The organism is Enterobacter cloacae complex sp. IR5384 (assembly GCF_049237265.1).
GTDB classification, from domain to species: Bacteria; Pseudomonadota; Gammaproteobacteria; order Enterobacterales; family Enterobacteriaceae; genus Enterobacter; species Enterobacter cloacae.
Genome location: NZ_JBMKHJ010000013.1, coordinates 88,496 through 113,295 on the forward strand (window position 1 = coordinate 88,496; position 24,800 = coordinate 113,295).

The 24,800-nt window shown below is 55.8% G+C and carries 24 protein-coding genes and 1 other RNA gene; 17 read left to right on the forward strand and 8 right to left on the reverse strand.

Features of this window, described 5'->3' with window-relative positions; genetic code table 11:
• Window positions 1–18 precede the first annotated feature (18 nt).
• Window positions 19–759, forward strand: coding sequence for an oxidative stress defense protein (locus ACOTX3_RS12910; RefSeq protein ID WP_013098631.1), 741 nt, complete (start codon window positions 19–21; stop codon window positions 757–759).
• Window positions 760–807: 48 nt separating this feature from the next.
• Here the strand turns inward: ACOTX3_RS12910 and argP are convergent, their stop codons facing one another.
• Window positions 808–1,701, reverse strand: coding sequence for a DNA-binding transcriptional regulator ArgP (argP, locus tag ACOTX3_RS12915; protein WP_008499727.1), 894 nt, complete (start codon window positions 1,699–1,701; stop codon window positions 808–810).
• A gap of 127 nt (window positions 1,702–1,828) precedes the next feature.
• Here argP and rpiA point away from each other — a divergent pair, with 127 nt between their 5' ends.
• Together rpiA and serA are read left to right on the forward strand one after the other, a co-directional pair.
• A complete protein-coding gene (gene rpiA / locus ACOTX3_RS12920) occupies window positions 1,829–2,488 on the forward strand; it encodes a ribose-5-phosphate isomerase RpiA (protein ID WP_013098630.1) in 660 nt (219 codons plus the stop codon).
• Between the two features lie 268 nt (window positions 2,489–2,756).
• Complete coding sequence (serA, locus tag ACOTX3_RS12925) at window positions 2,757–3,989, forward strand: phosphoglycerate dehydrogenase (protein WP_013098629.1); 1,233 nt, start codon at window positions 2,757–2,759, stop codon at window positions 3,987–3,989.
• Window positions 3,990–4,085: 96 nt separating this feature from the next.
• Here serA and ACOTX3_RS12930 read toward each other — a convergent pair whose 3' ends face one another.
• The 3 genes from ACOTX3_RS12930 to zapA form a co-directional block, all read right to left on the reverse strand.
• Window positions 4,086–4,682: a 5-formyltetrahydrofolate cyclo-ligase gene (locus tag ACOTX3_RS12930; protein ID WP_058679197.1), complete on the reverse strand. Its 597-nt coding sequence runs from the start codon at window positions 4,680–4,682 to the stop codon at window positions 4,086–4,088.
• A 23-nt stretch (window positions 4,683–4,705) separates the two neighbouring features.
• A non-coding RNA gene (gene ssrS / locus ACOTX3_RS12935) (6S RNA) lies at window positions 4,706–4,889 on the reverse strand.
• 41 nt (window positions 4,890–4,930) lie between these two features.
• Window positions 4,931–5,260, reverse strand: a complete 330-nt coding sequence (zapA, locus tag ACOTX3_RS12940; protein WP_006811891.1) for a cell division protein ZapA — start codon at window positions 5,258–5,260, stop codon at window positions 4,931–4,933.
• Between the two features lie 168 nt (window positions 5,261–5,428).
• On the opposite strand from zapA, the gene ACOTX3_RS12945 reads away from it, so the two are divergent.
• The 8 genes from ACOTX3_RS12945 (at window position 5,429) to ACOTX3_RS12980 (ending at window position 15,459) form a co-directional block, all read left to right on the forward strand.
• Window positions 5,429–6,007 carry a YecA family protein gene (locus ACOTX3_RS12945; protein WP_013098627.1) on the forward strand — a complete coding sequence of 193 codons (579 nt, stop codon included), beginning with the start codon at window positions 5,429–5,431 and terminating at the stop codon, window positions 6,005–6,007.
• A gap of 31 nt (window positions 6,008–6,038) precedes the next feature.
• Window positions 6,039–7,352, forward strand: a complete 1,314-nt coding sequence (gene pepP / locus ACOTX3_RS12950; RefSeq protein ID WP_086528234.1) for a Xaa-Pro aminopeptidase — start codon at window positions 6,039–6,041, stop codon at window positions 7,350–7,352.
• Window positions 7,349–8,527, forward strand: a complete 1,179-nt coding sequence (gene ubiH, locus ACOTX3_RS12955) for a 2-octaprenyl-6-methoxyphenyl hydroxylase (RefSeq protein WP_020687080.1) — start codon at window positions 7,349–7,351, stop codon at window positions 8,525–8,527. Before pepP ends, ubiH begins: the two co-directional genes overlap by 4 nt.
• Before the next feature lie 12 nt (window positions 8,528–8,539).
• Entirely contained in the window at window positions 8,540–9,742 is a 1,203-nt protein-coding gene (gene ubiI / locus ACOTX3_RS12960) for an FAD-dependent 2-octaprenylphenol hydroxylase (RefSeq protein WP_058679196.1), read from the forward strand.
• A 397-nt stretch (window positions 9,743–10,139) separates the two neighbouring features.
• The gene (gcvT, locus tag ACOTX3_RS12965; protein WP_028028158.1) at window positions 10,140–11,234 is read left to right on the forward strand and encodes a glycine cleavage system aminomethyltransferase GcvT; all 1,095 of its coding nucleotides are present in this window, start codon (window positions 10,140–10,142) and stop codon (window positions 11,232–11,234) included.
• Window positions 11,235–11,257: 23 nt separating this feature from the next.
• Window positions 11,258–11,647, forward strand: a complete 390-nt coding sequence (gene gcvH / locus ACOTX3_RS12970) for a glycine cleavage system protein GcvH (RefSeq protein ID WP_013098622.1) — start codon at window positions 11,258–11,260, stop codon at window positions 11,645–11,647.
• Between the two features lie 122 nt (window positions 11,648–11,769).
• Window positions 11,770–14,643, forward strand: a complete 2,874-nt coding sequence (gcvP, locus tag ACOTX3_RS12975; protein WP_029883155.1) for an aminomethyl-transferring glycine dehydrogenase — start codon at window positions 11,770–11,772, stop codon at window positions 14,641–14,643.
• A gap of 72 nt (window positions 14,644–14,715) precedes the next feature.
• Window positions 14,716–15,459, forward strand: coding sequence for an SDR family oxidoreductase (locus tag ACOTX3_RS12980; protein ID WP_058679195.1), 744 nt, complete (start codon window positions 14,716–14,718; stop codon window positions 15,457–15,459).
• Window positions 15,460–15,528: 69 nt separating this feature from the next.
• Here the strand turns inward: ACOTX3_RS12980 and ACOTX3_RS12985 are convergent, their stop codons facing one another.
• Window positions 15,529–16,962: a 6-phospho-beta-glucosidase gene (locus ACOTX3_RS12985; RefSeq protein ID WP_058679194.1), complete on the reverse strand. Its 1,434-nt coding sequence runs from the start codon at window positions 16,960–16,962 to the stop codon at window positions 15,529–15,531.
• Window positions 16,963–17,078: 116 nt separating this feature from the next.
• Window positions 17,079–17,810 (reverse strand): MurR/RpiR family transcriptional regulator, encoded by a 732-nt coding sequence (locus tag ACOTX3_RS12990; RefSeq protein WP_058679193.1) that lies wholly within the window; start codon window positions 17,808–17,810, stop codon window positions 17,079–17,081.
• A 265-nt stretch (window positions 17,811–18,075) separates the two neighbouring features.
• On the opposite strand from ACOTX3_RS12990, the gene trhA reads away from it, so the two are divergent.
• Entirely contained in the window at window positions 18,076–18,735 is a 660-nt protein-coding gene (gene trhA, locus ACOTX3_RS12995) for a PAQR family membrane homeostasis protein TrhA (protein ID WP_003863433.1), read from the forward strand.
• Window positions 18,736–18,844: 109 nt separating this feature from the next.
• Here trhA and ygfZ read toward each other — a convergent pair whose 3' ends face one another.
• Window positions 18,845–19,825, reverse strand: a complete 981-nt coding sequence (gene ygfZ / locus ACOTX3_RS13000) for a tRNA-modifying protein YgfZ (RefSeq protein WP_023620448.1) — start codon at window positions 19,823–19,825, stop codon at window positions 18,845–18,847.
• Window positions 19,826–20,119: 294 nt separating this feature from the next.
• On the opposite strand from ygfZ, the gene sdhE reads away from it, so the two are divergent.
• Both sdhE and ACOTX3_RS13010 read left to right on the forward strand, forming a co-directional pair.
• Window positions 20,120–20,386: an FAD assembly factor SdhE gene (gene sdhE / locus ACOTX3_RS13005; RefSeq protein ID WP_013098615.1), complete on the forward strand. Its 267-nt coding sequence runs from the start codon at window positions 20,120–20,122 to the stop codon at window positions 20,384–20,386.
• Window positions 20,367–20,780: a protein YgfX gene (locus ACOTX3_RS13010; protein WP_023620447.1), complete on the forward strand. Its 414-nt coding sequence runs from the start codon at window positions 20,367–20,369 to the stop codon at window positions 20,778–20,780. The genes sdhE and ACOTX3_RS13010 overlap by 20 nt, the downstream gene beginning before the upstream one ends.
• 6 nt (window positions 20,781–20,786) lie before the next feature.
• On the opposite strand, the gene fldB is transcribed toward ACOTX3_RS13010, so the two are convergent.
• Window positions 20,787–21,308 (reverse strand): flavodoxin FldB, encoded by a 522-nt coding sequence (gene fldB / locus ACOTX3_RS13015; RefSeq protein WP_013098613.1) that lies wholly within the window; start codon window positions 21,306–21,308, stop codon window positions 20,787–20,789.
• Window positions 21,309–21,409: 101 nt separating this feature from the next.
• Between fldB and xerD the strand changes: the two genes are divergently transcribed.
• Genes xerD through recJ form a run of 3 tightly spaced genes read left to right on the forward strand, consistent with a single transcriptional unit; the run spans window position 21,410 to window position 24,787 of the window.
• On the forward strand, window positions 21,410–22,306 hold the full coding sequence (gene xerD / locus ACOTX3_RS13020) for a site-specific tyrosine recombinase XerD (protein ID WP_013098612.1): 897 nt from the start codon (window positions 21,410–21,412) through the stop codon (window positions 22,304–22,306).
• 28 nt (window positions 22,307–22,334) lie between these two features.
• Window positions 22,335–23,048, forward strand: a complete 714-nt coding sequence (gene dsbC, locus ACOTX3_RS13025) for a bifunctional protein-disulfide isomerase/oxidoreductase DsbC (protein WP_013098611.1) — start codon at window positions 22,335–22,337, stop codon at window positions 23,046–23,048.
• Between the two features lie 5 nt (window positions 23,049–23,053).
• Window positions 23,054–24,787: a single-stranded-DNA-specific exonuclease RecJ gene (gene recJ / locus ACOTX3_RS13030; RefSeq protein ID WP_127869118.1), complete on the forward strand. Its 1,734-nt coding sequence runs from the start codon at window positions 23,054–23,056 to the stop codon at window positions 24,785–24,787.
• Window positions 24,788–24,800: the final 13 nt, after the last annotated feature.

The following is a 24,800-nucleotide window of genomic DNA, read 5'->3' on the forward strand; positions in this document are numbered from 1 at the left end:
CAACATGGAGGAATGACAGTGAAGTTTAACGTGATGGCCCTGGCGGCATTAGTAAGTTTGGGTGCGGTGTCTGTTCAGGCGAATGAATTGCCAAATGGTCCGCACATCGTCACTTCCGGCACCGCCAGCGTGGATGCGGTACCGGATGTTGCGACGCTGGCAATTGAAGTCAACGTGGCCGCGAAGGATGCCGCTTCCGCCAAGAAGCAGGCTGACGATCGTGTTGCGCAATATCTCTCTTTCCTGGAGCAGAACGGTGTTGCCAAAAAAGACATCAGCTCTGCGAACCTGCGTACTCAGCCTGATTACGACTACCAGAACGGCAAAAGTATCCTGAAAGGCTATCGCGCGGTGCGTAGCGTTGAAGTGACCGTCCGCCAGCTGGATAAGCTGAACTCCCTTCTGGATGGCGCGCTGAAGGCGGGTCTGAACGAAATTCGTTCCGTCTCACTGGGCGTTGCGCAACCGGAAAAATACAAAGACGAAGCGCGTAAAGCGGCAATTGACGATGCGATGCATCAGGCGCAGCAGTTGGCCGCTGGCTTTAAGAGTAAGCTCGGCCCGGTGTATAGCGTGCGTTACCACGTCTCTAACTATCAGCCAAGCCCGATGGTACGGATGATGAAAGCCGATGCGGCGCCGGTATCTGCTCAGGAAAGCTATGAGCAGCCGACCATTCAGTTCGACGATCAGGTTGATGTGGTGTTCCAGCTGGAGCCGACACAAACTCAGCAAACTGAGACGGCTAAGGCGCAGTAATTTGCCCTCACCCTAACCCTCTCCCACAGGGAGAGGGAATTCAAGCGATTAATCCTGTCTCAACACCTTGTGCCCGTATGCCAGCAGCGCGTCGGTGACGTTGCGCATCATGCGGCTTTCCGGCGCAAAACGGTGCCAGTAAAGCATCCGGCGCTGATACAGCCCCGGCGTCAAATCAATCAGCTCACCGCTTTTCAACTCCTTTTCAATCTGCAGGTGCGGGATCATGCAGCAGGTGGTTCCCTGACGCGCAAGCTGCACGAAGGCTTCAGACGAGTTCACGATGTGGCACGGCACGCTGCCCGGCGGCAGGTCGAAGTTTTGTTGCAGGAACGCCTGATGCATATCGTCCAGATGGTCGAACGCCACGGCAGGCGCCTTAAGCAGCGCGGCGCGGGTGACGCCATTGGGGAAGTAGCGCTCCGCAAAGGCTTTTGAACCGACAAACAGGTAATCCAGCGCCCCCAGTTGATCGACCAGGCAGCTTGGCAGTGCCTGAGGCTGAATACTGACCGCCCCGACCACTTCACCGCGACGCAGGCGTTCCTGGGTGCGGGTTTCATCTTCAACCTGCAGATTAAGACGGATAGGGGAATCGGCCAGGACCGGGGCGAGGGCGGGCAGCAGCCAGGTTGCCAGACTGTCGGCGTTCACCGCCAGCGACAGCAGCAACGGCGTAGAACCCGTTTGTTCATCACCCAGCCATTCGTCTTCCAGCAGTTCAACCTGACGCAGCAGGGCGAGGAGCTTTTGTCCTTGTTCTGTTGGACGCGGTGGCACGGTACGCACCAGCAGTGGCTGCCCGAACATGTTTTCAAGCTGTTTGATACGCTGTGATACGGCGGACTGAGTAATACACAGCTTTTGCGCTGCGCGCTCAAAACCGCGTTCACGAATAACTGCATCAAGTGCCTGTAGTGTTCTGTAGTCCGGACGTTTCATTGCTCTGGCTTACTCCTTAATTTTGCTTAATCTGCACTATGACACAATTTTCCCTTTGTGGCAGACGAATTCCACCTCACGTGTTCTATAATGCGCCCTAAGTTTTCATACCACAGGCAAAACGATCATGACGCAGGATGAACTGAAAAAAGCAGTAGGATGGGCCGCGCTCCAGTACGTGCAACCGGGTACTATCGTCGGTGTGGGTACGGGGTCGACGGCGGCACACTTTATCGATGCGCTGGGCACGATGAAGGGGCAAATCGAGGGCGCGGTTTCGAGCTCCGATGCTTCCACGGAAAAGCTGAAAAGCCTCGGCATTACCGTTTTCGATCTGAACGAAGTGGACCGTCTGGGGATCTACGTTGATGGCGCGGATGAAATCAACGGGCATATGCAGATGATCAAAGGCGGCGGCGCAGCGCTGACGCGTGAAAAGATCATCGCCTCCGTGGCCGATAAATTCATCTGTATCGCAGACGCCTCCAAGCAGGTTGATATTCTGGGTAAATTCCCGCTGCCGGTTGAAGTGATCCCAATGGCGCGCAGCGCCGTGGCACGTGAGCTGGTAAAACTCGGCGGACGTCCTGAATACCGTCAGGGTGTGGTCACCGATAACGGCAACGTGATCCTCGACGTTCATGGCCTGGAAATTCTCGACGCGATCGCGCTCGAAAACGCCATCAACGGCATTCCGGGCGTGGTAACAGTAGGGTTATTCGCCAACCGTGGCGCGGATGTTGCGCTGATCGGCACGGCTGATGGCGTGAAAACCATCGTAAAATGATCTGACGGGGGGAGTCCTCCCCCCGCTAAAAAAATTTTGAAAAGCTAAATTCGGTGACTTGTGTCACGTTTTTTGCCCCTCTCTTGCTGAACCTTCCGCATTCACAAACATTTACAGCATTTTACTCTGCTATTTTGCGCTGTATGACTTTTCTTCAGAGTGCCGACGCAAACGTTCATATTGCTGCAATAGTTTTTTTTGATATGTTGGCTAAGCGGATTTCAATCCAGCACAACATCAGTTCAGACAAAAAAACAGGGTCGGGTAAATGGCAAAGGTATCACTGGAGAAAGACAAGATTAAATTCCTGCTAGTAGAAGGCGTGCATCAAAAAGCACTTGATAGCCTTCGCGCGGCAGGTTACACCAACATCGAATTTCACAAAGGCGCGCTGGATACTGAAGAGCTGAAAGCGTCCATCCGTGATGCCCACTTCATCGGCCTGCGATCCCGTACTCACCTGACTGAAGATGTTATTGCTGCGGCGGAAAAGCTGGTCGCTATCGGCTGTTTCTGCATCGGTACCAACCAGGTTGACCTGAATGCTGCCGCAAAACGCGGTATCCCGGTCTTCAACGCCCCGTTCTCCAACACCCGTTCCGTGGCGGAGCTGGTGATTGGCGAACTGCTGCTGCTGCTGCGTGGTATTCCGGAAGCCAACGCCAAAGCCCACCGCGGCGTGTGGAACAAACTGGCCGCGGGCTCTTATGAAGCGCGCGGTAAAAAACTGGGTATCATCGGTTACGGCCACATTGGTACCCAACTGGGTATCCTGGCTGAATCCCTGGGCATGCATGTTTACTTCTACGACATTGAAAGCAAACTGCCGCTGGGGAACGCCACTCAGGTTCAACATCTTTCTGACCTGCTGAACATGAGCGACGTGGTAAGCCTGCATGTGCCGGAAAACGCCTCAACCAAAAATATGATGGGCGCGGAAGAGCTGGCGCTGATGAAGCCAGGTTCCCTGCTGATCAACGCCGCACGCGGTACGGTTGTCGACATTCCTGCGCTGTGCGATGCCCTGAAGCGTAAGCATCTGGCGGGGGCGGCTATCGACGTCTTCCCGACGGAGCCTGCAACCAACAGCGATCCATTTAACTCTCCGCTGTGCGAGTTCGACAACGTGATCCTGACGCCACACATCGGTGGCTCTACTCAGGAAGCGCAGGAGAATATCGGTCTGGAAGTGGCGGGTAAACTGAGCAAATACTCCGATAACGGTTCAACGCTCTCTGCCGTTAACTTCCCGGAAGTGTCGCTGCCGCTGCACGGTGGCCGTCGTCTGCTGCACATTCACGAAAACCGTCCGGGTGTGCTGACCGCCATCAACCAGATCTTTGCTGAGCAGAGTGTCAACATTGCCGCGCAGTATCTGCAAACCAACTCGCAGATGGGCTATGTGGTTATTGATATCGAAGCAGATGAAGATGTGGCCGAGAAAGCGCTGCAGAGCATGAAGGCCATTCCGGGGACGATTCGCGCGCGTCTGCTGTACTAATTGTGCTGTTTGTGGTGTCGGGTGGCGGCTGCGCCTTACCCGACCTACGTTGAGGTTTTGTAGGCCCGGTAAGCGTAAGCGCCACCCGGCTTTATTCTACCAGGTCCAGGTTTTACTGGGTGTTACCACCGCCGGCAACGGCACATCCCACTTCTCGACCGGCAAGGCTTCTACCGCCTGGCAATCATGCGCATAACCCACCGGCTGCAACCCGTACTGCTGCCAGTTTTGCAACGTTCTGTCATAGAACCCCCCGCCCATTCCTAAACGCTGGCCCTGTTCATCAAACGCCACCAGCGGCGTAATCAGCACGTCCAGCTGTGACAGCGGCAGCACGTCGCGCACATCCAGCTTCGGCTCGGTGATTTTCAGACGATTCACAACCAGTTCGCTGTGCGGGTGGTAGTGCAGAAACAGCAGGTTCCCTGCGCTAAACGGATGCAGCACCGGCAGATAGACCCGCTTTCCGGCTCGCCAGAGTTGTTCAATGAGTGGCTGCGTATCCAGCTCACCATCAAAAGAGAGAAACAGCGCGACGGTATGTGCCATCACTACAGGCGGATACGCCATCATGCGTGCGGCGGCCTGCTGGGCAAAATGCGCTTGCTGTTCAGGGGGTAACGCCCTGCGACGCTGTCGAATGAGTTGACGAATATCCTGGCGTGAGGCAGAAACTTCAGGGAATTGAGTCATGGTAGTGGTAGAAGAAGAGTGAGGGAATCTCCGAGATGCCGCCGCAGGCTGTAACCCTTGAACCCTTGGTTCAAGGTGAATGTGTCGTCATAGTTTTAAGGCTTCTCGGACGAACCGAGCATGCTCACCAACCATGGAGCGCCACATTCTTGTGGTATGAAATATCGGCTCAGGGGACTGGCCCGCTTGCGAACATCTCAGAGAAATTTTGTCTTCACAGTTACTCTACCATAGTCAACTGAGAAGTGTTATTCAAACTTTGGTCCCGGTCTTTCGGGATTGCGACCTTGATCAAGCAACGCCTGTTCTATGGTCTGCTGGAGCATTTTAATGCGCTGCTCCATGCTTGCCGCGTAGTCGCGGGTCTTCGCTTTTTCCTGAGTCAGTTCATAGCTGATGTTCAACGCGGCGATAAAAACCAGCTGCTCAGTATTTGTGACTCTAGTGCGTTCTTTAAGATCTTGCAACCGCTGATTCAAATCGTCCGCAGCCTGATTCAAAGCATCCCTTTGTTCAGGAGGACAATTCACTCGCAGTGAACGGCCAAAAATCTGGAGATCGACGGGTTGTGCAGACATGCCACCTTCCTGCTGATTGACTGCGCTGCCTTCGCTTACTGCCCCGGGGGCTGCGAAGGGGCGACACTATAGCTACCCTGATGTGAAGATACAAGCCCTTTTCTGGTATCACCAGGGTCCAAAGTGGTAGCATATCATGAATATTCCTCCCTTTGATGACGAAAGCTCATGTCTATACAGAACGAAATGCCTGGTTACAACGATTTAAACCAGTTACTGAACCAGCAGGGTGTGGGTTTAACCCCTGCCGAAATGCACGGTCTGATCAGTGGCATGCTATGCGGCGGAAACAGCGACAGCTCATGGCAGCCGCTGATCCACGACCTGACGAACGAAGGGCTGGCGTTTGGTCATGAACTGGCGGAAGCGCTGCGAAAAATGCACTCGGCAATCAGCGATTCGCTGGAGGACGATGGCTTCCTTTTTCAGCTTTATCTGCCTGAAGGCGACGATGTCAGCGTGTTCGATCGCGCCGATGCGCTGGCCGGTTGGGTAAACCACTATCTGTTGGGGCTGGGTGTAACGCAGCCTAAGCTTGATAAAGTGACCGGCGAAGCGGGTGAAGCGATCGACGATCTGCGTAACATCGCGCAGCTGGGTTACGACGAAGAAGAAGATCAGGAAGAGCTGGAGATGTCTCTCGAAGAGATTATCGAGTACGTTCGCGTGGCGGCACTGCTGTGCCACGATAACTTCACCCGCTCGCAGCCAACCGCACCGGAAGTTCGTAAGCCAACCTTACATTAAGAAAAATAACGCACAGGAGGGTGTCATGGTTATCTCGCATCAAGAGTATTCCCGTCGTCGTCAGGCGCTGCTGGCAAAAATGCAGCCCGGAAGCGCTGCGCTGATTTTTGCCGCGCCCGAAGTGACGCGTAGTGCCGACAGTGAATACCCCTATCGCCAGAACAGCGATTTCTGGTACTTCACCGGGTTCAATGAACCGGAGGCGGTACTGGTGCTGATCAAGAGCAATGACACCCACAACCACAGCGTGATTTTCAACCGCGTACGGGATCTCACCGCGGAGATCTGGTTTGGTCGCCGCCTGGGGCAAGAGGCCGCGCCCGCGAAACTGGGTGTGGACCGTGCGCTGGCGTTCAGCGAAATCAACCAGCAGCTCTATCAGTTGCTGAACGGGCTGGATGTGCTTTACCACGCGCAGGGTGAGTATGCGTACGCCGATGAGATAGTCTTCACCGCGCTGGATAAGCTGCGTAAAGGCTCCCGGCAGAATCTCTCCGCCCCGGCCACGCTGACGGACTGGCGCCCGGTGGTCCACGAGATGCGCCTGTTTAAATCGCAGGAAGAGCTGGACGTGATGCGTCGTGCAGGCGAAATCAGCGCGCTGGCTCACACAAGGGCGATGGAAAAGTGCCATCCCGGCCTGTTTGAATATCAGCTGGAAGGCGAGATTCACCACGAGTTCAACCGCCACGGCGCGCGTTATCCCTCTTACAACACCATTGTCGGCGGCGGTGAAAACGGCTGCATTCTGCACTACACCGAAAATGAAAGTGAACTGCGTGACGGCGATCTGGTGCTGATTGATGCAGGCTGTGAATATCAGGGCTATGCGGGCGACATCACCCGTACGTTCCCGGTGAACGGTAAGTTCACTCCCGCGCAGCGCGAAATTTATGACATCGTTCTTGAATCTCTTGAAACCGCGCTGAAGCTCTATCGCCCCGGCACCTCCATCCAGGAAGTGACCGGCGAAGTGGTGCGCATCATGATTACCGGCCTCGTAAGGCTCGGGATTCTGAACGGTGATGTGGATACCCTGATTGCTGAAAATGCGCATCGCCCCTACTTTATGCACGGCCTGAGCCACTGGCTGGGGCTGGATGTGCATGATGTGGGTGCGTATGGTTCAGAACGTTCTCGCGTGCTGGAGCCGGGTATGGTGCTGACCGTTGAACCGGGGCTCTACATTGCGCCGGATGCCGACGTGCCGGAAGCGTACCGTGGAATTGGTATTCGCATCGAAGATGACATTGTCATCACCGAAACCGGTAACGAAAACCTGACCGCGGGCGTGGTGAAAAACGCCGATGACATTGAGGCGCTGATGGCAGCGGCACGCCCATGAGCGTGATTATCGTTGGTGGGGGGATGACGGGAGCTACGCTGGCGCTGGCCATCTCGCATTTGACGAAAGGGCAACTTCCGGTCCATCTGGTGGAGGCCGTGGCGCCAGAGGCGTCCGACCATCCCGGGTTTGATGCCCGCGCCATTGCCCTGGCTCAGGGGACCTGCCAGCAGCTCGCTCGAATTGGCATCTGGCAGGCGATTGCGGATTGTGCGACGGCAATTAACACCGTTCACGTCAGCGATCGTGGCCATGCCGGGTTTGTGACGCTGGACGCGCAGGATTACCGCATTGATGCCTTAGGTCGGGTGGTTGAACTTCACGACGTCGGGCTGCGTCTGTTCCGTTTATTGCAGGATGCCCCGGGCGTGACGCTCCATTGCCCGGCACGCGTCGCCAGCTTCAGCCGCAGCGAAGCGGCGGTCAGCGTGACGCTGGAAAACGGCACGGTTCTGGATGGCCAGCTTCTGGTCGCCGCCGATGGTTCACGTTCTGCGCTTGGCACCCAGTGCGGCGTGGAATGGCGCGCCCAGCCTTACGGACAGGTCGCCGTTATTGCTAACGTTTCTACGGCGGGAGAACACAACGGCAGGGCGTTTGAACGTTTCACTCAGCACGGCCCGCTGGCCATGCTGCCGATGTCAAACGGACGCTGCTCGCTGGTGTGGTGCCATCCTCAGGATAAAGCGGCTGACGTTGAGGCCTGGTCCGACGACCGTTTCTGTACCGAACTGCAAAAAGCCTTTGGCTGGCGGCTGGGGCGTATTACCCATGCGGGAAAACGCGCTGTTTACCCGCTGTCGCTGACCACGGCATCTCAGTCCATCTCCCATCGCGTGGCGCTGGTCGGCAATGCCGCGCAGACGTTGCACCCAATCGCCGGGCAAGGCTTCAACCTTGGGCTACGCGACGTGATGAGCCTGGCAGAGACTCTGTCCCAGGCGTGGCATGAGCAAAAAGATTGCGGCGCGTATCCGGTGCTCAGCCATTATCAGAAGCGACGCCGGGCCGATAAAGAAGCGACTATCGGCGTCACCGATGGCCTGGTGCATCTGTTTGCCAATCGCTGGGCACCGCTGGTTGCAGGCCGCAACCTTGGGCTGATGGCGATGGAATTATTCATTCCGGCACGTGACGTGCTGGCGCAGCGGACCCTTGGTTGGGTCGCGCGTTAAGGAGTTATCACCGTGCAAAATGTTGATGTCGCCATTGTAGGCGGCGGAATGGTAGGGCTGGCGCTGGCCTGTGGTTTACAGGGCAGTGGTCTGCGCGTGGCCGTGCTGGAGCAAAATCTGCCTCAGCCCGTTGCGCACGATGCGCCGCCGGAACTGCGCGTCTCGGCAATCAATGCCGCCAGCGAAAAACTACTGACGCGCCTTGGCGTCTGGTCAGATATCGTGGCGCTGCGTGCCAGCTGCTATCACGGAATGGAAGTGTGGGATAAAGACAGCTTTGGCCATATCGCGTTTGATGATGAAAGCATGGGCTATAGCCATCTGGGTCATATCATCGAAAATGCCGTCATTCACCATGCGTTATGGCAAAAAGCGCAATCCTGCAGCGATATCACCCTGATGGCGCCCGCGCAAATCCAGCAGGTGGCATGGGGCGAAAACGAAGCGTTTCTCACCCTGCAGAGCGGCGACATGCTTACCGCGCGGCTGGTGGTGGGCGCGGATGGCGCAAACTCGTGGCTGCGTAACAAGGCGGATATTCCCCTGACCTTCTGGGATTATCGTCATCATGCGCTGGTAGCAACCATCCGTACTGAAGAGCCGCACGGCGGCGTTGCGCGCCAGATTTTCCATAACGACGGTATTCTGGCATTTCTGCCGCTGAGCGATCCGCACCTGTGCTCGATCGTCTGGTCTCTGGTGCCGGAAAAAGCACAGCTGATGCGCGAGGCGACGCCAGAGGCGTTTAATCAGGCGCTGTGCATGGCGTTTGATAACCGTCTTGGTCTGTGCACTCTTGAGAGCGAACGCCTGGTATTCCCGTTGACCGGCCGTTACGCGCGCCAGTTTGCGGCGCACCGTCTCGCGCTGGTGGGTGATGCGGCGCATACCATTCATCCACTGGCCGGACAGGGAGTTAACCTTGGCTTTATGGATGCGGCAGAGCTGGTGAATGAGCTGCGCCGTCTGCACCGCGAAGGTAAAGACATCGGCCAGCATCTCTACCTGCGTCGCTACGAACGCAGCCGCAAGCACAGCGCGGCGGTGATGCTGGCAGGTATGCAGGGCTTCCGCGAGCTGTTTGCCGGGGCAAATCCGGCGAAAAAACTGCTGCGCGACATCGGCCTGAAACTGGCCGACACCCTTCCGGGCGTAAAACCTCAACTCCTTCGTCAGGCGATGGGTCTTAACGATCTTCCCGACTGGTTACGTTAATCTCGATCCCCGTCACACTTTATTTACCCGGCCTCTGCGCCGGGTAAATATCCTCGTTTGAAATAATCTAATTTCACGCCATTTTTCGCATTAGATAATCTAATCTGGCTATTTTTACGTTACGGAAATTTGGCCCGTTTTTCCGCATGAAATATCACCATGTGCTAAATATTGTTAGATCGTTGTTAATTTTATGCGGGTTGAATCGCATTTTACCAGTGAATAACTCTGTAGGCTTTTCAGCGTTTTTTGGTCATAAGCTAATGTGATGACCTGTTTTACCTTATGGTTAACCGTCGGTTTCGGTGGTAAGTTCAGGTAAAAGAGAACGTTTGCGTCGGTGCCGAATGACGGGGCCGATACCGGGATTCACGGTGAATTTTTCAACGAGGAAAAGATGGCTCAACAGACTCCTTTGTACGAACAACACGTGTTATGCGGTGCACGTATGGTGGACTTTCATGGCTGGATGATGCCGCTGCATTACGGCTCCCAGATTGATGAACACCACGCAGTGCGTACCGATGCCGGTATGTTCGACGTCTCCCACATGACAATTGTCGACCTGCGCGGTAGCCGCACCCGGGAGTTTTTGCGTTATCTGCTGGCAAACGACGTCGCAAAACTGAAGACGCCAGGTAAAGCGCTCTATACCGGCATGCTAAATGCCTCTGGCGGCGTGATTGACGACCTTATCGTCTACTACTTCACTGAAGATTTCTTCCGCCTCGTTGTAAACTCCGCCACCCGCGAAAAAGACCTCTCCTGGATTACCCAACACGCTGAACCATATGCCATCGACATCACCGTCCGTGATGATCTGTCGCTGATCGCCGTGCAGGGGCCGAACGCGCAGGCGAAAGCCGCCACGCTGTTCAACAACGAGCAGCGTGAAGCCACCGCTGGCATGAAGCCGTTCTTCGGCGTGCAGGCGGGCGATCTGTTTATCGCCACCACCGGCTATACCGGTGAAGCGGGCTATGAAATTGCCATGCCGAATGAAAAAGCCGCCGACTTCTGGCGTGCGCTGGTGGAAGCGGGCGTCAAGCCAGCAGGACTGGGCGCGCGCGATACGCTGCGTCTGGAAGCGGGCATGAACCTTTACGGTCAGGAGATGGACGAAAGCGTCTCTCCACTGGCCGCTAACATGGGCTGGACCATCGCGTGGGAACCGGCTGACCGCGAATTTATTGGCCGTGAAGCGCTGGAGATGCAGCGCGAAAAGGGCACTGAACAGCTGGTTGGCCTGGTAATGAAGGAAAAAGGCGTGCTGCGCGGCGAACTGCCGGTACGTTTTACCGATGCAGACGGCAATCCGCGTGAAGGCGTGATCACCAGCGGTACCTTCTCCCCGACGCTGGGCTACAGTATTGCACTGGCACGCGTGCCGGCCGGCATTGGCGAAACGGCGGTGGTACAGATCCGCAACCGCGAAATGCCGGTCCACGTGACCAAACCGATTTTTGTTCGCGCCGGTAAGCCGGTCGCCTAATCATTTTTATCAGGAGAACTTCAATGAGCAATGTGCCAGCAGAACTGAAATACAGCAAAGAACACGAGTGGCTGCGCAAAGAGGCGGACGGCTCTTATACCGTTGGGATCACCGAGCACGCGCAAGAGCTGCTGGGCGACATGGTGTTTGTTGACCTGCCGGAAGTGGGCGCGACCGTTAGCGCAGGCGATGACTGCGCTGTCGCGGAATCTGTTAAGGCGGCATCCGATATCTATGCACCGGTGAGCGGCGAAATCATTGCCGTCAACGACGCGCTGAGCGACTCCCCGGAACTGGTCAACAGCGAACCGTATGAAGGCGGCTGGATCTTTAAGATCAAAGCCAGCGACGAATCACAGGTTGCTGCGCTGCTGGATGCCACCGCATACGAAGCCCTGTTAGAAGACGAGTAAGCCATTATCCCTCTCCCTCCGGGAGAGGACAGGGGTGAGGGTGCCCATCTTCCCCTCACCCTAACCCTCTCCCACAGGGAGAGGGAACTTATATTCACTGCACGTTTCAGGAACCATCGCTCATGACACAGACTTTAAGCCAGCTTGAAAACCGTGGCGCCTTCATTGAACGTCACATAGGGCCGGATGCTCAGCAACAGCAGGAGATGCTGAAGACAGTTGGCGCGGATTCATTAGACGCACTGATCGGCCAGATCGTGCCAAAAGACATCCAGCTTGCCACGCCACCACAGGTGGGCGAGGCGACGACTGAATTTGCTGCGCTGGCAGAATTAAAGGCCATTGCAGCCCTTAACAAGCGCTATAAGTCTTACATTGGCATGGGTTATACCAACGTGCAGTTACCGCCGGTGATCCTGCGCAACATGCTGGAAAACCCGGGCTGGTATACCGCGTATACCCCCTATCAGCCGGAAGTGTCCCAGGGCCGTCTGGAAGCGCTGTTGAACTTCCAGCAGGTGACCCTGGATCTGACCGGTCTCGACATCGCCTCTGCGTCTCTGCTGGATGAAGCGACCGCCGCGGCAGAAGCCATGGCAATGGCGAAACGCGTGAGCAAGCTGAAAAACGCCAACCGCTTCTTCGTGGCGGCGGATGTTCATCCGCAGACGCTGGACGTGGTACGCACTCGTGCGGAAACCTTTGGCTTCGACGTGATTGTCGACGATGCCGACAAAGTACTGGATCACCAGGATGTCTTTGGCGTGCTGCTACAGCAGGTGGGCACCACCGGCGAAGTGCATGACTACAGCGCGCTGATGACCGAACTCAAATCCCGCAAAGTCGTTGTCAGCGTCGCCGCTGATTTTATGGCACTGGTACTGTTGACGGCGCCTGGCAAACAGGGTGCGGATATCGTCTTCGGCTCTGCGCAGCGCTTCGGCGTGCCGATGGGCTACGGCGGCCCGCACGCGGCATTCTTTGCGGCAAAAGATGAATTCAAACGCTCCATGCCTGGCCGTATTATCGGTGTGTCAAAAGACGCTGCCGGTAACACTGCGCTGCGCATGGCGATGCAGACGCGTGAGCAGCATATCCGCCGCGAGAAAGCGAACTCCAACATTTGTACTTCGCAGGTTCTGCTGGCTAACATTGCCAGCCTGTATGCGGTGTTCCATGGTCCGGTTGGCCTGAAACGCATCGCCAGCCGCATTCACCGTCTGGCCGATATTCTGGCCTGCGGTCTGCAGCAGAAAGGCCTCAAACTGCGTCACGCTCACTACTTCGACACCCTGTGCGTTGAAGTGGCGGACAAAGCGGCGGTGCTGGCGCGTGCTGATGCGGCGCAAATCAACCTGCGCAGCGACATCCATAACGCGGTCGGCATCACCCTCGATGAATCCACCACCCGTGTAGATATCGTCAACCTGTTTAACGTGTTGCTGGGCGACGCGCACGGTCTGGATATTGATACGCTGGACAAAGAGGTCGCGCTCGACAGCCGCTCAATTCAGGAAAGCATGCTGCGTAACGATGCGATCCTGACGCACCCGGTCTTTAACCGCTACCACAGCGAAACCGAGATGATGCGTTACATGCACTCTCTGGAGCGCAAGGATCTGGCGCTGAACCAGGCGATGATCCCGCTGGGTTCCTGCACCATGAAGCTGAACGCGGCGGCGGAGATGATCCCTATCACCTGGCCTGAGTTTGCCGAGCTGCACCCGTTCTGCCCTGCCGAGCAGGCGGAAGGGTATCACCTGATGATCAACCAGCTCTCCGACTGGCTGGTGAAACTGACGGGTTACGATGCGCTCTGCATGCAGCCAAACTCTGGCGCGCAGGGTGAGTACGCCGGTCTGCTGGCGATCCGCCACTATCACGAGAGCCGTAACGAAGGCCACCGTGATATCTGCCTGATCCCAAGCTCTGCCCACGGCACCAACCCGGCCTCCGCCCAGATGGCGGGGATGGAAGTGGTCGTGGTGGCGTGCGATAAGAACGGCAACATTGACCTCGCTGACCTGCGTGCAAAAGCCGAACAGGCGGGCGATAAGCTCTCCTGCATCATGGTGACCTACCCGTCGACTCACGGCGTGTACGAAGAGACCATCCGTGAAGTGTGTGAAGTGGTGCATCAGTTTGGCGGCCAGGTCTATCTCGACGGTGCGAACATGAATGCGCAGGTGGGCATCACCTCGCCGGGCTTCATCGGCGCGGACGTTTCGCACCTGAACCTGCATAAAACCTTCTGCATTCCGCACGGCGGTGGCGGCCCGGGTATGGGGCCAATCGGCGTGAAAGCGCACCTGGCACCGTTTGTTCCAGGCCATAGCGTGGTGCAGATCGAAGGGATGCTGACCCGTCAGGGCGCGGTGTCAGCGGCACCATTTGGTAGCGCCTCTATCCTGCCAATCAGCTGGATGTACATCCGCATGATGGGCGCGGAAGGGCTGAAAAAGGCAAGCCAGGTGGCGATCCTGAACGCTAACTACATCGCGACCCGCCTCAAGTCGGCCTACCCGGTGCTCTACACCGGTCGTGATGGCCGCGTGGCGCACGAGTGCATTCTGGATATTCGTCCGCTGAAAGAGCAGACCGGCATTAGCGAGCTGGATATTGCCAAACGTCTTATCGACTATGGATTCCATGCGCCAACCATGTCATTCCCGGTTGCGGGTACGCTGATGGTGGAGCCAACGGAGTCCGAGAGCAAAGCCGAGCTGGACCGCTTTATTGATGCGATGCTGGCCATCCGCATGGAGATCGACCGCGTGCAGGACGGCGAATGGACGCTGGAAGACAACCCGCTGGTCAATGCGCCGCACACGCAGCATGAAATGGTGGCGGAGTGGAATCACGGTTACAGCCGTGAACTGGCGGTTTTCCCGGCCGGTGTGGCAAACAAATACTGGCCAACCGTGAAACGTCTTGATGACGTCTACGGTGACCGTAATCTGTTCTGCTCCTGCGTACCAATGAGCGAATACCAGTAATCGTGTTGATGTAGTAACGTAGGCCGGGTATGGCGAAGCCGCCATACCCGGCTTTTTTATTGGGAGAAAAGAATGGGTATTGCACTTGTAACAGGCGCCAGCCGCGGTATCGGTAAAGCCACCGCGCTGCAGTTGGCAAACGAAGGCTACACCGTGGCGGTGAATTATTACCACAATATCAAGGCTGCGACGGACGTTATCAACCAGATCGTCGGGGCGGGCGGTAAAGCCTTTGCCCTGCGCGCAGATATTAGCGATGAAGCGCAGGTACTGGCGATGTTTGACAGTCTTGACCGAGAAGCTGAGCCGCTGACGGCGCTGGTGAATAACGCCGGGATCCTGTTTGAGCAATCCACTATCGAAAATCTTTCGGCTGAACGCATTAATCGCGTGCTGGCAACCAACGTCACGGGGTATTTCCTTTGCTGCCGTGAAGCGGTAAAGCGTATGTCGCACAAACATGGCGGCAAGGGTGGGGCGATTGTGAATGTCTCCTCCGCGGCGTCACGACTGGGCGCACCGGGTGAGTATGTGGATTACGCGGCGTCCAAAGGGGCGGTGGATTCACTGACAACCGGGTTAGCGCTGGAAGTGGCGGCGCAAGGTATCCGCGTTAACTGCGTGCGCCCTGGGCTTATCTATACCGACATCCATGCCGACGGTGGAGAGCCGGGACGTGTGGATCGCGTTAAGTCGTTGCTGCCGATGAAGCGCGGCGGCCAGCCTGAAGAGGTAGCCCAGGCGATTGTCTGGCTGCTGAGCGAGAAAGCGTCGTACGTGACGGGCAGTTTTATTGAGTTAGCGGGCGGGAAGTAAACCCCTCACCCTAACCCTCTCCCCAAAAGGGAGAGGGGATCAAGCGGAGCGCCGCCCGGCGTTACAGAGTTAAAGCGTCTCGCCGTTACTGGCAATCACACCTTTATACCACTCGAAGCTTTTCTTACGGGAGCGCGACATGTCGCCCGTGCCGTCGTCGTGCTTGTTCACATAGATAAAACCATAGCGCTTGCTGTACTGGCCGGTGGTGAACGACACGCAGTCGATACAGCCCCACGGCGTACAACCCATCAGGTCCACGCCATCGTGCGTCACGGCTTTGATCATCTCTTCCACGTGAGCGCGCAGATAGTCGATGCGGTAGTCGTCGTTAATGCTGCCGTCTTCTTCCACTTTATCGTAGGCGCCAAAACCGTTCTCGACGATAAACAGCGGTTTCTGATAACGCTCGTATAGCTCACACAGAGAGTAGCGCAGACCCACAGGGTCAATCTGCCAGCCCCAGTCAGAGGCTTTCACATGCGGGTTGGGCACGCTGCCTTCAAAGCCTGAAATTGCATCGCCGGTACCGCCTTCTGCTTTGACGGCGTTAGTCATGTAATAGCTGAAACCTAAGTAGTCGCAGGTACCTTCACGCAGGATCTGCTCATCACCCGGCTCCATGTTAATGGTAAAACCACGGCGCTCCCACTCATTCAGTACATAAGACGGGTAATAACCGCGCAGCTGAACGTCGGTAAAGACATAGCGTTCACGCATGGATTCCTGGGCAAACATCACGTCCTCCGGTTTACAGGAGAACGGATAGAGCGCCACCATCGCCAGCATACAGCCGACCTTCATTTCCGGGTTAATACGACGCGCAGCTTTCACTGCCAGGGCGCTTGCCACAAACTGATGATGCAGCACCTGGTACATGGTCTCTTCCGGGTTGTCGTGCTCGGTATAGACCACACCGGAGCAGCAGTAACCGAACAGCGGGGCACGCCAGTTACGCTGGTTGTTGATTTCGTTGAAGGTCATCCAGTATTTGACCTTGTTTTTGTAACGCTCGAAGACCACTTCCGCGAAACGGACAAAAAAATCGACCACTTTACGGTTGGTCCAGGCGCCATATTCCTGCACCAGGTGCAGCGGCATTTCGAAGTGGGAGAGGGTGATCACCGGCTCGATGTTGTACTTTAGCAACTCATCGAACAGATCGTCGTAAAACTTCAGCCCTTCTTCATTAGGCTGCGTTTCGTCACCTTTCGGGAAGATGCGCGTCCAGGCGATAGAGGTGCGGAAACATTTGAAGCCCATCTCGGCAAACAGCTTGATGTCTTCTTTGTAGTGGCCGTGAAAGTCGATGGCCTCGTGGTTTGGGTAGTATTTACCCGGTACCACTTCCTGGGTGATTTCACGGGGAACGCCATGCGCGCCACCGGTCAGCACGTCACAGATGCTCGGCCCTTTGCCGCCTTTGTTCCAGCCGCCTTCCACCTGGTGAGCAGCAACCGCGCCGCCCCATAAAAAATCTTTTGGTAAGGTTAATTTTTTCATCGTTGCTATTCTCAATTCATGACTTATTGGAATCGAGTCTAGCAAAGCGACATTAAATGTCACGATATAACAATTTGCCTGAATTGTAATTTGTTACATGCAAAAAACAGGATGTTTTATTCTGTTAATTTCTTCGCCAGTTTACGCCCGAGCGACTCCAGAATAAAAATAACGGGGATTTGGGTGGTGATATCATACACGCCTGCAATACGCGTCTGTGGAACATGCCAGGAGAGATTAAAATCGGCCAGTTTTGCCAGCCGCGAGTGCTCATGGCTGGTAATGGAGAGTACCTTGCAGTGATGCAGGCTGAACTGGCTGGCGAAGCGCAGGATCTCTTCCGTTTCACCGGATACCGACAGTACAATCGCCAGCGCATTTTTGGCCATGTCATTGGTCACCGGGAAATAAGGATCGTCGATATGGTTGCTGAATTTACCGATATTAGAAAAGAAGCGTGCACCATATTTTGCCAGCGAGCCTGAGGTCCCTGCGCCGACAAAGATAATTCGCTCGGACGATAATATTATCTCCACCGCTTCATCTAATAATGTATCGAACTCTTCATTATTAACGCTTTTAAAGAAGCTGATAATTTCACTGGCACCAAAATTTATCTGCTGAGGCTCATTCTGCTCCAGATAGAGCTTAAAGCGTACGCGGAATTCAGAGTAGCCTTCGCAGTTGAGTTTGCGGCAAAAGCGCAGGATAGTGGTGGTGGAGACACCTGCCGCGTCCGCCAGTTCGCGGATAGTCATGTACATTACTTTGTCACGATTTTTAATGACATAGTTGTAGACCATCATCTCCAGATTATTGAGACTGGCAATGGCGGCGTGGGTGAACATACTCACAGTGGCATAACTCTCATTCAGACCTCATTGACCCATCATAACATGCAGCCAGAGGGCAGGATCCATTTTTATGCCTTTGATTCATAATGATTAAATTTTAATGTGAACAAATGTAAGGTGAAACTGTTTTTTATATCTATGATTTTTATATATAAATTATGGATTGAAATTATTTTAGCTAACAGGTGTTCACTGGAATCATTCTCAGTTAGCATAGTCATGCGATGAATAATCATCTTTCGTTTTCCCGGAGTTTTGTATGGTGAGCAGACCATTAATCGCACAGGGATATTCACTGGCTGAGGAAGTAGCCAACAGCATCAGCCACGGCATTGGCCTGGTGTTTGGGATTGTCGGTTTAGTGTTATTACTGGTGCAGGCGGTGGACACCAACGCCAGTGCCATGGCCATTACCAGCTACAGCCTGTATGGCGGGAGTATGATCCTGCTGTTTCTGGCGTCGACGCTGTATCACGCCATTCCGCATCAGCGGGCGAAGATATGGCTAAAAAAATTTGACCACTGCGCTATCTATCTTCTTATTGCAGGCACCTACACGCCATTCCTGCTGGTGGGGTTGAACTCACCGCTGTCGCGTGGCCTGATGATTGTGATCTGGAGCCTGGCGCTGCTGGGGATCCTCTTTAAGCTGACCATTGCGCACCGGTTTAAGGTGCTGTCGCTGGTGACCTACCTGACGATGGGCTGGCTGTCGCTGATAGTGGTTTATCAGCTGGCGATTAAGCTGGCGGTAGGGGGCGTGACCCTGCTTGCCGTAGGCGGCGTGGTCTACTCGTTGGGCGTCATTTTCTATGTCTGCAAGCGCATCCCTTATAACCATGCCATCTGGCACGGCTTTGTACTTGGGGGCAGCGTGTGTCACTTCCTGGCAATTTATTTGTATGTGGGGCAGGTGTAGTTTTTACATCTTGCGGCCTGTTGCCCTCACCCTAACCCTCTCCCACAGCGAGAGGGAGAACACCAAAACCGTAGGCCCGGTAAGCGCAGCGCCACCGGGCGATACAGCATCACTCTTCCAGTGAATACGGCAGCGGCTCAATACTCAAGGTATTGGCATCATCACGCACGCGGAACACGCTGTCGGCTTCCATGTCGTTGTTCATCACCGCCTGCACCAGCAGACGGCCATCATCCAGCTGAACGGCGGCTAACACGGTGCCGGTACGGCGCCAGTTTTCACCCATCTTCAGTTCTAAATCTTCACCCGCTTCCGGTACACGGCTGGCGTGACCCGCCAGTGTCCACAGCGCGCGCTTATTCGCGCCGCGGAATTTTGCCCGCGCGACCATCTCCTGGCCGGTGTAACAGCCTTTTTTAAAGCTGATGCCGCCCAGCGCCTGCAGGTTGGTCGCCTGCGGAATAAACTGCGCGCTGTTGGCCGCGTCAATCACCGGCAGACCCGCTTCAATGTTCAGTGCCAGCCACTGTTGGCTGTTATTGAACTGGGCTTCACCGCGCAGGGCCTCAGTTACGCGCTCGGCGGTCGCGGCGTCGGTCACCAGCAGGAAACGCTCTGCAGGGTGTTCAAACCACAGGATGGAGGTCTCACCTTCGCTAACCAGCTGCTTTTCTGCATCCGGCAGTTCGTTGAACAGGTTTTTCAGCGCGGCACGCGCCTGGAAACCGGCCACGCCCAGCAGCACGTGCTCGTCATCTGGCGCAATCGTGACTTTGGAAAAGACCGCGTATTTCTTCAGCTCTTTAAGCTGGTCATCACGCAGGCTGCGGCGCTCAATAAAGGCAAAGCCATCCTGACGGCGGAACAGACGCAGGTTGCTCCACATTTTGCCTTTTGGATCGCAATGCGCAGCCAGCAGGTGCTGATGTTCGGTCATCTGGCTCACGTCTGCCGTGACCTGGCCCTGAAGGTATTTTTCGGCGTCGGCACCAACGAGTGTGGCCAGTGCCCAGTCATCAAGAGAAATAAGCGTCAGCGGCAGACGCGCAGAGGCGGCGGGCTGGCGAGGAGAAAATGGTGTAAATGCCATAACGGTATCCTGAATTGCTTAACGCTTTGATAATGCCTTATGGTAAAAGAGACTACAGCCATTGCAAGCGCTTTCAGCAGGCCATTCGTGCCATAACGCAGCAATGCGTAGCGCCACGCAAAATAGTGTAATCCGCTGTCTTTATAGGGGTTATTCTGGAAGCCCGCTTCAGCTTCGCAATATTCCAGTAAAGAAACGGTCAAAAACACGTTACACTAGCGAGTGTCCCCGCAGAGAAATAAAGAAGACTGAACGGGGTACCGACTGTGCCAAACGTAATGCAGGAAACAGAACATGGATATTAACAACAAGGCCCGTATTCACTGGGCATGCCGACGCGGCATGCGTGAACTTGATATCTCCATCATGCCTTTCTTCGAATATGAGTATGACAGCTTAAGCGATGAGGATAAGCGTCTGTTTGTTCGCCTGCTTGAGTCTGACGATCCCGATTTATTCAACTGGCTGATGAACCACGGCAAGCCCGCCGACACCGAGTTGCAACGGATGGTGCAATTAATTCAAACACGGAATCGGGAACGTGGTCCTGTGGCAATCTGATCTTCGCGTCTCGTGGCGCTCGCAGTGGATGTCGTTATTGCTCCACGGCCTGGTCGCGGCATTTGTTTTACTGATGCCGTGGCCGCTTAGCTATACGCCGCTGTGGCTGTTGTTGCTGTCGTTCGTCGTTTTTGACAGCGTGCGCAGCCAGCGCCGGATCAATGCCCGCCAGGGTGAGATCAAATTACTGATGGACTCCCGCCTGCGCTGGCAGGGTAAAGAGTGGGATATCCTCGGTATGCCCTGGATGCTCAGTTCCGGCATGATGCTACGGTTACGCCAGGTGGGCGGCGGTAAGTGCCAGCATCTGTGGCTGGCCGCCGACAGTATGGATATTGCGGAGTGGCGGGAACTGCGCCGGATGCTACTGCAGCAGCAACCGACGCAGGAATAATACGCGTTAACTGAACTTCTCGGCCATTTCGCCCAGAATCTGTTCGCACCAGGTTTGCAGACGCTCGTCGCTCAGATCGTACTGGTTGGTTTCATCCAGCGCGAGCCCGACAAACAGTTGGCCGTCTGCGATAATCGGTTTTTTACTGGTAAATTCGTAACCTTCCGTTGGCCAGTAGCCGATAAACGTGACGCCCTTCGGTGCCAGCTTATCGTGCAGCATGCCGAGAGCATCCAGGAACCATTCCCCGTAACCGAACTGGTCGCCCATACCGTACATGGCAATGATTTTGCCGTCGAGGTTGAGCGTATCGAGCTGATCCCAGATGGCTTCCCAGTCTTCCTGTATCTCACCGAAATCCCAGGTCGGGATGCCGAGGATCAATACGTCGTACTGCTCCATCAGCGTGAGCGCATCGTCCTTCAGGTTATGCAACGTCACCAGTTCCGGGCCAATGATGTCGCGAATTTTCTCTGCCGCCATTTCGGTGTAGCAGGTGCTGGAACCATAAAACAGACCAATATTCATCGCGTATCTATCTCAATTCTTGCTATGACTTTGCGCGTAGTGTACCAGAAACCGCTCGCAATCAGGCATAATGCCCGGATTGCAGAATCAAAGGGGCTGATGTGGAAAAGGATCTCGCACTCATCGAACAGTTTCTCGACGCGCTGTGGCTGGAGAAAAACCTGGCCCAAAATACGCTGAGCGCCTATCGGCGGGACCTCACCATGCTGGTGGAGTGGCTGGCACACCGGGGACTGTCGCTGGAGAGCGCACAAAGCGACGACCTGCAAGCGCTGCTGGGCGAGCGTATGGAGGGGGGCTACAAAGCCACCAGCTCTGCGCGTCTGCTCAGTGCAATGCGTCGACTGTTCCAGCATCTCTACCGTGAGAAAATTCGCGCGGACGATCCCAGCGCCCTCCTGGCATCGCCTAAACTCCCGCAGCGGCTACCGAAAGATCTCAGCGAAGCACAAGTTGAGAGATTATTACAATCACCGGCTGTTGACCTGCCGCTGGAGTTACGCGATAAAGCCATGCTTGAGCTATTGTATGCTACCGGCTTGCGCGTTTCGGAACTGGTTGGCCTGACGATGAGCGACATCAGCTTACGTCAGGGCGTGGTTCGTGTGATCGGTAAAGGGAACAAGGAACGGCTGGTCCCGCTGGGAGAAGAGGCGGTGTACTGGCTGGAAACGTATCTGGAGCACGGTCGTCCGTGGTTGCTGAACGGCGTTTCTATCGATGTTTTGTTCCCCAGCCAGCGTGCGCAGCAGATGACGCGGCAAACGTTCTGGCATCGCATCAAGCATTACGCCACACTGGCGGGCATTGACAGCGAAAAGCTGTCGCCGCACGTGTTGCGGCATGCCTTTGCGACACATCTGCTGAACCACGGCGCCGATCTGCGCGTGGTGCAGATGCTGCTGGGACACAGCGATCTTTCCACGACGCAAATTTACACCCATGTCGCGACGGAACGCCTGCGGCAGCTACACCAACAGCACCACCCTCGCGCGTGAGTGCCGACGAATTGTTACAGGATCTTATATGAAAAAGTCTTTTGCGCTGTTCACCCTGCTGGCAGCCTCTTTTACCGGTTTTGCCCATGCGGATGACGCCGCTATCAAACAGTCGCTGACGAAACTCGGCGTAACCAGCAGCGATATTCAGCCTGCGCCGGTGGCGGGGATGAAAACCGTTTTAACCAACAGCGGCGTGCTGTACGTGACCGAAGATGGCAAACACATTATTCAGGGGCCGATGTACGACGTAAGCGGCGCGCAGCCGGTGAACGTGACCAACCAGCTGCTGATGAAAAACCTGAATGCGCTTGAAAAAGAGATGATCGTTTATAAGGCGGCGCAGGAAAAACACGTTATAACCGTCTTTACCGACATCACCTGTGGCTACTGCCACAAGCTGCATGAAGAGATGAAAGATTACAACGCGCTGGGTATTACCGTGCGTTATCTGGCTTTCCCTCGCGCGGGTGTGCAGAGCCAGCCTGAGCAGGACATGAAGGCCATCTGGTGTGCAAAAGATCGTAACAAAGCGTTTGATGACGCGATGAACGGTAAGGGTGTGCAGCCGGCTTCCTGTGATATTGATATTGCCAACCACTACGCGCTGGGCGTGCAGTTTGGCGTGACCGGTACGCCAGCCATTGTCTTAAGCAACGGCTACGTTGTCCCGGGCTATCAGGGGCCAAAAGAGATGAAAGAGTTCCTCGACGCGCACCAGAAACAGTTTGGTGGTAAATAATCCGCGTGAAAGCCCCAATAAAATTGCGCCGCCGCGACGCGGTTGAACAGGTTGATTTGCCAGCCGATCTTCCGCCGCTGTTAAAGCGGCTCTACGCCAGCCGCGGCGTGCGGAGTGCAGGCGATCTTGAGCGCAGCGTCAAAGGGATGCTGCCCTGGCAGCAGCTGAACGGCATCGAAAAAGCCACTGAAATGCTCTACAACGCGCTTCGTGAAGGCACGCGCATTGTGGTGGTGGGGGATTTCGATGCCGACGGCGCCACCAGCACCGCGCTGAGCGTGCTCAGTCTGCGCGCGCTGGGCTGCGAAAACGTCACCTATCTGGTGCCTAACCGCTTTGAAGATGGTTATGGCCTTAGCCCGGAAGTGGTCGATCAGGCACATGCCCGCGGCGCGCAGATGATCCTGACCGTAGATAACGGGATCTCCTCCCATGCGGGTGTCGATCACGCGCATCAGTTGGGGATCCCGGTGCTGGTTACCGATCACCACCTGCCGGGTGACACGCTGCCGGCCGCTGAAGCCATTATTAACCCGAACCTGCGCGACTGCGATTTCCCGTCGAAATCACTGGCGGGCGTGGGCGTGGCGTTTTATCTGATGCTGGCGCTGCGCACCCTGCTGCGGGATAAAGGCTGGTTCGAGTCCCGCGGGATCGCCGTGCCCAATCTGGCCGAGTATCTCGATCTTGTTGCGCTCGGCACCGTGGCGGACGTGGTACCGCTCGATACCAATAACCGTATCCTCACCTGGCAAGGGTTAAGCCGCATTCGTGCGGGCAAGTGTCGTCCGGGTATTAAGGCGCTGCTGGAGATTGCGAACCGCGATCCGCTCAAGCTCGCCGCCAGCGATTTGGGCTTTGCCCTCGGCCCGCGCCTGAATGCGGCTGGCAGGCTGGACGATATGTCCGTCGGCGTCGCGCTGCTGCTGTGCGACAACATTGGTGAAGCGCGCGTGCTGTCGAATGAGCTGGATGCGCTGAACCAGACCCGCAAAGAGATCGAACAGGGAATGCAGGCTGAAGCACTAACCCTGTGTGAAAAGCTTGAACGCAGTGGTGAAACATTGCCGGGCGGGCTGGCGATGTACCACCCTGAGTGGCATCAGGGGGTGGTGGGCATTCTGGCGTCGCGTATTAAAGAGCGTTTCCACCGTCCGGTGATTGCATTTGCGCCCGCAGGCGATGGCACGCTGAAGGGCTCCGGTCGTTCGATTCAGGGGCTGCACATGCGCGATGCGCTGGAGCGTCTGGATACGCTCTACCCGGGCCTGATGCTCAAATTCGGTGGTCACGCGATGGCGGCAGGCTTGTCGCTGGAAGAGGCGAAATTCGACGAGTTTCAGCGTCTGTTTGGCGAACTGCTGACTGACTGGATCGACCCCGCTCTGCTGCAGGGTGAAGTGATTTCCGACGGTGAGCTCGCACCGATGGAGATGACCATGGAAGTGGCGCAAATGCTACGCGATGCAGGCCCGTGGGGACAGATGTTCCCGGAGCCGCTGTTCGATGGCCGCTTCCGTCTGCTGCAACAGCGCATCGTGGGCGAACGTCACTTGAAAGTGATGGTGGAACCGGTGGGCGGCGGCCCGCTGTTGGATGGTATTGCCTTTAACGTCGATACCGCTGTCTGGCCGGACAATGGCGTACGCGAGGTCGAACTGGCCTACAAACTGGATATCAACGAGTTTCGCGGTAACCGCTCCCTTCAAATCATCATCGACAATATCTGGCCAATTTAGCGGCAGTAATCTC